Origin of the sequence: Microcoleus sp. Pol17C6 (assembly GCF_036701145.1) — a bacterium.
In the GTDB taxonomy this organism is placed as follows: domain Bacteria; phylum Cyanobacteriota; class Cyanobacteriia; order Cyanobacteriales; family Microcoleaceae; genus Microcoleus.
In genome coordinates, this window is the sequence record NZ_JAUBQH010000023.1 from 81679 (window position 1) to 89920 (window position 8242).

The 8242-nt window shown below is 45.1% G+C and carries 6 protein-coding genes and 1 pseudogene; 4 read left to right on the forward strand and 3 right to left on the reverse strand.

The window, feature by feature from the left end; translation table 11 throughout:
- Window positions 1-51: 51 nt before the first annotated feature.
- A complete protein-coding gene (locus QUA25_RS13720; RefSeq protein WP_333038627.1) occupies window positions 52-708 on the reverse strand; it encodes a COP23 domain-containing protein in 657 nt (218 codons plus the stop codon).
- A 318-nt stretch (window positions 709-1026) separates the two neighbouring features.
- Here QUA25_RS13720 and QUA25_RS13725 point away from each other — a divergent pair, with 318 nt between their 5' ends.
- From QUA25_RS13725 to QUA25_RS13735, 3 genes are all read left to right on the forward strand, one after another.
- On the forward strand, window positions 1027-2712 hold the full coding sequence (locus QUA25_RS13725; protein ID WP_333038628.1) for an NAD-binding protein: 1686 nt from the start codon (window positions 1027-1029) through the stop codon (window positions 2710-2712).
- Between the two features lie 169 nt (window positions 2713-2881).
- Window positions 2882-4675, forward strand: coding sequence for an N-acetylmuramoyl-L-alanine amidase (locus QUA25_RS13730; RefSeq protein WP_333038631.1), 1794 nt, complete (start codon window positions 2882-2884; stop codon window positions 4673-4675).
- A gap of 80 nt (window positions 4676-4755) precedes the next feature.
- On the forward strand, window positions 4756-5151 hold the full coding sequence (locus QUA25_RS13735) for an SH3 domain-containing protein (protein WP_333038634.1): 396 nt from the start codon (window positions 4756-4758) through the stop codon (window positions 5149-5151).
- 117 nt (window positions 5152-5268) lie between these two features.
- On the opposite strand, the pseudogene QUA25_RS13740 reads toward QUA25_RS13735, so the two are convergent.
- Together QUA25_RS13740 and QUA25_RS13745 are read right to left on the reverse strand one after the other, a co-directional pair.
- Window positions 5269-5760 (reverse strand): annotated as a pseudogene (locus tag QUA25_RS13740) (Uma2 family endonuclease); the annotation flags it as partial.
- A 148-nt stretch (window positions 5761-5908) separates the two neighbouring features.
- Window positions 5909-6886: a hypothetical protein gene (locus tag QUA25_RS13745; RefSeq protein WP_333038638.1), complete on the reverse strand. Its 978-nt coding sequence runs from the start codon at window positions 6884-6886 to the stop codon at window positions 5909-5911.
- A 63-nt stretch (window positions 6887-6949) separates the two neighbouring features.
- Between QUA25_RS13745 and QUA25_RS13750 the strand changes: the two genes are divergently transcribed.
- Complete coding sequence (locus QUA25_RS13750; RefSeq protein WP_333038639.1) at window positions 6950-8146, forward strand: CapA family protein; 1197 nt, start codon at window positions 6950-6952, stop codon at window positions 8144-8146.
- The last annotated feature ends 96 nt before the right edge of the window (window positions 8147-8242 follow it).

The window sequence follows — 8242 nt, forward strand, 5'->3', positions numbered from 1 at the left end:
CCTCCGGATTTGCGTTACCAGGCTCTGCCTGGTAACGAGTTGAATTGGAGATTAGATACCTCGATCGCCCTGCGGTTTTGCTACAGGAACGGACGGTTTATTGTTTGGAGAATTAAAAGCTCGATCGACCATATCTCCAAAGGGAACAAACTGCGGTGCAGACGATTGACCTCCGGTTCTGAACGTTGTAACTGGCCCGCCGCCGTCTTGGGCAAAATTAATCAATCTCGTTAAAGCTTCACCGGGATTTTTAGCATTTCGCTTGTCAAGGGTGAACAGCAGATTTTGAGAGTTGCAGCGCCCCCGTCCGTTCACGTAACAAACTACGGGCAAGTTATTCACAATTCCTGTTGTTAACTGCAAGTTGCTCAATCTTCCGCCATTCTGGGCAACAGCTTTTGTCAATCTATTGGAAACAATTTGGCAGCGCTGCCAAGGTGTATATTCGCGGCCGAACTCGGTAGATTTCCACAGAATCATCGGATCTGTTGTGACATTTCCCCGCCGCGCAATTGTGACAAAATTGCGGCCGGAAGTAACGCACTGAAATGTTGTTCTAGTGTTATTCCAGTTGCTCGTTGGAGCTGCTTGCACTTGGCTTGCAAAGGCGACAGTACCGGCGAAAACTAAAGCGGATGCTAATAAGGGTGCAGTGAATTTCATAATAACTCCTGCCGCTAAGGCAGCTAAATTTATGTAGGAAGTCATAGTTGTAGGGACAGGGCTGTGTCCCTACCTATTCAATTTCTGCTGGTGGGCTGTCGCACCCGGATATTTTTCAAATATTAAATTACGTTATTGCACCTCATATCTGTAGGTACAGGGCACTGCTGTGTCCTTGTTTCAAAACTTGGGAACGCGGCTTTAGGCACACGGCACGGCCCTTTCCTTGTTCCAAAACTTCGAGACTGTGGAACAAGCATCCTAGATAGTGTTTTTAGCTACATTCTTCAAAGCCAGAGCCGTCAACAATGGTAAGTAAAATTACAAAGGACAGCTCCGAAATTGGCTGCCAAATAACTTTTTATGAAACCTCGAATCATTGTTTGCGGGTTGGGCCACACGGGACACAAGATTTTTTGTTTGTTGAGACAGCAGGGAGCGATTGTGGTTGGTATTAGCGATCGCCCAATTCGCGGCGAAACTTCTGATGTGGTTGTCGGCAATTTGCAAGCAGCTTCTACCTTGTTGGCGGCTGGCATTCAAAACGCTCACACTTTAGTAATTGCAGCAGACGATGATGCTGTGAATTTGGCAATTTTGATGCAGGCGAGGATTCTCAATCCTCAGATCCGAATCATCAACAGATTGTTCAATACTAGCTTGGGCGATAGGATTGACCACACTTTGCCCGATCACACTTCCATGAGCGTTTCATCGTTGGCGGCTCCGGTTTTTGCCTTTGCGGCTCTCGGAAGTCAGGCGATCGGACAGTTGCGTTTGTTCGATCGCACTTGGCCGATTCACGAAGAATATATCGATGAAACACATCCTTGGAAAAATCGAAAACTGAGCGATTTGTGGGACGATCGATCGCGAATGTTGATTTATTATCTGCCGGCTGCTAACAAAACTGATTTAGTATCGGCGGTGCTTGCCGATCGGCAGTGTCAGCAGGGCGATCGGCTAATTGTTGCCACTCAGCCGACTATCCGCAGCCCCCAAAAAACTTTCACTCAAAAACTGCTCAAAACATTAACTAACCTGCGCCGATTTCAGCAGCACAGCCAAGCAGCAGTAATTGTTGTACTGACGCTGCTGGCAATGATTGCCGTTGCTACTGCCACCTATATTTGTGTTGACGATAATATCTCAATTGTCGATTCTCTCTATTTTTCAGTAGGGATGATTACCGGAGCCGGAGGCCATGAAAAAGTGGCGGAACAAGCTCCTGAAAGCATTAAACTATTTACAGTTGTGATGATGTTAGTTGGAGCCGGCATCATAGGGATCTGCTACGCACTGCTCAACGATTATGTATTGGGAACTCGCTTTACCGAATATTGGGATGTGGCGCGAGTGCCGCAGCGCAATCATTACATTATTTGCGGGCTCGGAGGAATTGGCATCCAAATTGCTAAAGAACTGCACACTAACGGTTACGATATTGTGGCGATCGAGCAAGATCCCAACAGCCGATTTCTGAGCACGGCTCGCTCAATGAAAATTCCTGTCATTCAGGGAAGTGCTAGTTTGCCCGCAACTCTGGAAGCTGCTAATGTTAAGCAAGCGGCAGCACTTTTGGCGGTAACTAGCAGCGATATGTCTAATGTCGAAATTGCCTTGAGCGCTAAAGGATTGGCACCCAAACTATCGGTTATTGTCCGCAATCAAGACCCACATTTTGCTTTGATGGTGCAGCAAGTTTTTGAGTTTGAAGGAGTTTTGAACCCGACGGAATTGGCTGCTCCTGCTTTCGCAGCGGCGGCGATTGGAGGCAGAATTTTGGGCAACGGAATGACTGCTGACAGTCTATGGGTTTGCTTGGCCACATTGATTACGCCAAACCATCCTTTCTGCGGCCAGCGCATTCAAGATGCTGCTAAGTCTGCGGATTTTGTGCCTCTTTATGTGGAAACTAAGTGTCAAACTCTCCACGGCTGGGATTTACTGAATTGTTGTTTGACTACGGGGGATGTTTTGTATTTGACGATGCCGGCGAATCGGTTGGATCAACTGTGGAGAACGACCTCGGAATTAATTAAAACTTAATGGTTTGATGCGGTAATTTATTTTGCCGATCGCTCAATTGCAACTACAAACCTGATAAAATGGGCCTTGTATAGTAAATAGGACTTACGGCTAATCCTCAGAAATCCGGTTTCTTAGGCCAAGTTCTAGTATAAATAACCAACAGAGTCTCAATTAGTTGCGGTTTAGAATGAGAAAATTTTTAGCATTATGTGTGTTTGGGATGATCGTGGCGATCGCCTCTGTAGCTGTGGCGGCTCAACCTTTGTTCGTCTCTTATCCTCCCGCCAACCACAAAACTACAGCCGATCGCATTTTTTTAATCGGTACAGCGCCCGCACCGGGACAAGTGTTGGTAAATGGCAACCAAATTTCACGCACCGCATCTGGGCATTTCGCCCCGACTTTTCCGCTGCAACTTGGCGAAAATCTCTTTACCTTGCGTTACGAAAATCAGGAAGTCAAAATTAAGGTGACGCGCGAGTCGAATCAGCCGGAAGTCCCTGTAGGATTGGCTTTTGCTAAAGATTCCCTGACACCGAAAGTCGATGTGGCGAGTTTGCCGGGGGAATATATTTGCTTTGGGGCGATCGCACCTGCGAATGCTCAAGTTTCGGTAAAATTGGCGGGCATTACTATTCCTTTAAAAGCGCGATCGCAAGTTGAACTACCAGACAACGCATCTGTACTATTAGACGCAAATTCCCCGATCAAAAAAGGCGGCAGCCAACAGTATCAAGGCTGCGGTCAAACCCCGGAGAACGCCCTCTCATCTAAGGGAGAAACAGTTGATTTAGGCGTGCCATCGTTTGAGCTAACAATGAACGATCAAACTATCAGCCAACAAGGTACTGGAAAAATTTCTATTCTTTCTCCGGCTGACTTAGAAATAGCCGAAGTAACAGCAGATCCTGGTGTCGCCAGAACCGGGGCAAGTACAGATTTTTCTCGGATGACACCGCTGCCGAAGGGAACGCGAGCAACAATTATCGGGCGCGAGGGAGAATGGCTCAGACTCGATTACGGTGCTTGGATTAAAGCATCGGAAGTGCGAATTGTCAAGGATACAGTACCTCCGCGATCGATTATTCGCAGTGCCAGTTCGCGTCAAGTTTCCGGCTGGACAGAGGTGTTATTTCCCTTAGAAACACCCGTCCCAGTCACCGTGCAGGAAGGAGAACGCACCTTCACTTTAACCCTGTACAATACCACCGCTCAAACTGACATTATCCGCCTCTCGGATGACCCCGTAATTTCACGTTTGGAATGGCAACAAATCGCGCCACTGCAAGTACAATATACTTTTAATCTCAAATCTGCCCAGCAGTGGGGCTATAAATTGAGATACGAGGGCACAACTTTAGTGCTGTCTTTAAAAAACCCGCCTGCCAATACAAGCGCGGTGCCCAATTCGCAAGCAAAGCCGCTGTCGGGAATTAAGATTCTCATCGATCCGGGACACGGCGGGCCGGAGGATGGAGGTGCTGTGAGTCCAGTGGGAATTAGGGAAAAAACAGTAGCTTTAACGGTGTCGAAATTGGTGCAACAGGAATTGGTAAATCGGGGCGCGAATGTGGTAATGACGCGGGTAGAAGATGTCGATTTGGATTTGCCGCCACGGGTGGAAATGATTCAAAAAGAAGAACCTGCGATCGCAATTTCAATTCACTACAATGCCTTGCCGGATAACGGCGATGCCATTAAGACTAAAGGCGTCGGCGCTTTCTGGTTTCACCCGCAATCGCACAGTTTGGCAATGTTTTTGCACAATTATTTAGTTGCCAAGTTGAACCGTCCGAGCTATGGTGTATTCTGGAATAACTTAGCCATGACTCGTCCTGCCGTTACTCCATCTGTTTTAATGGAATTGGGATTTCTGATCAATCCCGAAGAGTTTGAATGGATTGTGAATCCGACAGAACAAAAGAAATTAGCTGAGGCGATCGCCCAAGGTGTTACCAAATGGTTTGCCTCGGTCAAATAATAGTTAGTAGTAAGAACTGAAGTCATTCTCAAAAAATTATAATCGGGACTTCAGTTCAGCCCATACCAGGAAATGAAATAATGCTAATTTTTACTCAATCAAAAGCCTTTTTTATTGCAGCCGTCGTTGCAAGTTTTAGCTTCTCGCTTTACAGCTTTCCTGTTTTCGGCAAGCAGCAAAGTCTTGCTCCCGCAAAAGCAGAAGCTTTAAAAAAGCAAACTCAATGCTCGTTTATTACAGGTGAAGGTGGCGCTGTTAACATTCGCAAAGGCCCAGGCAATCAGTACCCGGTTGTAGCTAAACTCAAAAGAGGAGACGGAGTTAGGGCTGTCAGCAGACAAGGTAATTGGGTGAAAATTGCGGCCAGATTTTCGGGTAATCCTCCTAATGAAACTTTGACAATCCTTGACGGTTGGGTGAACAATCAATTTATTAATGGCTGTTCCGAAGACCAATTTGACAGGTGGCGACAATAGAGAATTTGGTTTGTAGTAAGGACTTAATTCCTGAGTTTTGATGAGGACTTGCATTCCTCACTACAAACCCAACCGGGAGATTTTTTAAATTCGTACAAAAAAGACGATCGCCCTGATTCATTGTTGCATTCTCAACCAGCTAAACACCTGTTCGGCAGTGATATTCAGGGGAGTCATTTCGGGTACAGGAAGGACATCGCTACCTTCGCAGAATTGCGGTTGTTGGTTGGGCAAAAACGCTAAAATCGATCGATCGTCTGGATCGATTAGCCACCCCAATTGACAATTATGTTGAAGACAGTGAATAATTTTTCTAGTTACGCGATTTGAGCTTTGTTGTGGCGACAGGATTTCGATCGCCCAATACGGCGCAATTCGCACATCATCTACTGGTTCGCCACTCTCATCAAATTGAATCTGTTCCCACAATAGTACCGCAATATCTGGAACAATCGATCGACCGCCAAAGGTACACCGCAACTCTGGAAAAGCATAAGCTATCTTGGGTTCCTCTACTACTTCATTAATGACACGCAGGAATCGCCCTTGGAGACGAGAAAGTTTAGTTTTCGGCATAGGTTTTTGGATAATCTCCCCCTCAATGTATTCGCTGGCCGGTTTGGTTTATGGCAGTTTCAAAAATTCTTCCAGGGTGATTCGCCCAGTTGCGATTGTCATAAATAAATTCCTCAATTCTACCTATCTTTACGGTAATCCCAAAACATATTTATCTTGCCTAAAAATTGTGCTATCTCGCCTAATTTTGCGGAACAATCTGCTGCTTAAATTCAAACAAATTAGGATTTTCCGGGTCATAAAAAGCCCGCAACCAATGCACATTGGGAGAACCAAAAGTTTCAACTCTAGTAAAATTTTTCATTCTCGGTAGTTGAGTCTCATCGGTAAAATAGGGTAAAGGTTTATCGATGCGGAAATAGTGAGTATCGCCGTGGACGAATACAACCTGCCCTGGGAAATTGCCTGTTTCTGTTTCCAGAGTTGCGATAAAATCGTTGTAGCCACTTCTTCTTTTGTCCGTCGGCTCGAATTCAAATCCCGGATTTGCCTGTGCAACTAACACAATTCCTTTGCTGTTGCTGCGTTTGGCTAAAGCAAAACATTCTTCGATCCAGGCTAAGTTAGCTGAATTGCGATCGGCATATTCAGCATCTGCTTCGGGAGTGCGGCCAAAATTGTTGTTGCTTCCCGGCATATTAATCGCGAAAAACACAACTCCATGATAAATCCAGCGAACATTTTCGCGGAATTTAGCAAACTGCGGGTTTTCGCTTTGACGGGTGAGAGTTAAGGTGCGCTTTCCCAAACTTTGATTACCTTGGTTGAAAATTTCCCGCAGTTTAGCGAGTCTTTCTACTGGATCGTAACTGCCGTTATTTGAACGGTGGCAATCCGTCCATTCATTGTCACCATAAACTAGAATAAATGGATTTTCAAAATTATCAAATAACTGCTTGCGACTGACAAAAGTTGCATCATCGCAGACACTAGAACCGTTTTTAATGTCGCCGTCGTGGACGACAAACGCTGCGGGCGATCGATTGATATCTGCAATCAAACTCGGAAATTTTGCTTCTTGTTCGGCACTGTAGGGCAAATCGCCAATTAAGGCAAATTCAAAAGGTCTATCGCCCGAAGTTTGAGCGTAAGTTACAACCCCAAAACCCATAATTGCTACAAAAACAATTAAGGCAAGAATTAGATAGTTTTTTTTCATTTTTTGAGCCGTAAGGAAATTATTTATGATACCATGTTAGCCGACAAATTACTCTTAAAAATCATGAATTTTCGTCGGTTGCTCTCGATAATTGCCATGCTTTCGATCGCAGGCTGCAATGTCCAAACGCCACAAACTAACACACAGACTACAGAAAGTCGATCGCCAATAGCAACCCCTGTTCCCGTCAAACCCAAGTCTGAAATCAAAGAAGCAACACTAATTGCTGTCGGCGACATCATGATGCACAGTACCCAAACGCGATCGGGTTACGACGCAAAAAAGAAAACATACAATTTTGACACTTTCTTCGCACCAGTTAAAAGTATCCTGTCAACAGGCGATTGGGTCATCGGAAATCTCGAAACACCTTTAGCGGGCGAAGATGCGGGCGGATATACGGGATATCCGCTATTTAACGCACCTGCTCAATTAGCGGATGCTGCTAAAAAAGCCGGATTTAATATATTGACAACGGCGAACAATCATGCTTTAGACCGTGGAGAAAAAGGGGTAATTAGGACGATCGCCAATCTGAGCGATCGCAAAATTGCCTCAACAGGAACAGCCACATCAGCCGCCGAGGCTTCACGCACTTTAATCAGCACCAAAAACAACATTTCATTAGCCCTGCTCGCCTACACCTACGGCACAAACGGCATTCCCATACCCAAAGGCAAAGATTACTTAGTTTCCCTAATTGACGAAAAAAAGATAGTCAAAGACATTGCCAAAGCCCGAAAACAAGGAACAGATATTATCGCAATTTCCCTGCATTTTGGCGACGAATATCAGCGACAGCCAAACACCCAACAAAAACAATTAGTGGAAAACCTATTAAAAGCTGGTGCAGACATCATTCTCGGCAGCCATCCCCACGTCGTCCAACCTTACAAAATTTTTAAATTCCCCGGAAAAAATGGCAAAACTCGCAAAGCTGTAGCAATTTATTCTATGGGAAACTTCATTTCCGGTCAGAATAAAAAATATACAGACTTAGGCGTAATTTTGCAAGTAAATCTTCGCAAAAAGTTTCCCGAAAAAACCACAGAAATTACAGAGGTAAAAACACATCCTACTTGGGTACACCGCTACAGCTTGAACAACAAATTCAACTACCGCGTTTTGCCCCTAGCAAAAACAGTTGCCGATAAAAAAGATCCGCTATTAGCAACTTCCCAGTATCCGGCTCTCAAAAGAGATTTGCAGGATATGAACAATCACCTTAATTCTTTAAATAAACCTCAAGATAACAAGTAATCCCTCCCTTAAGCAGGGGGCATTACTCACAAGTTAAGCTAAAAGCACTATTGTCAATGAGTCAAATTACTCATCTTTTACCTGTTGACCCAATTA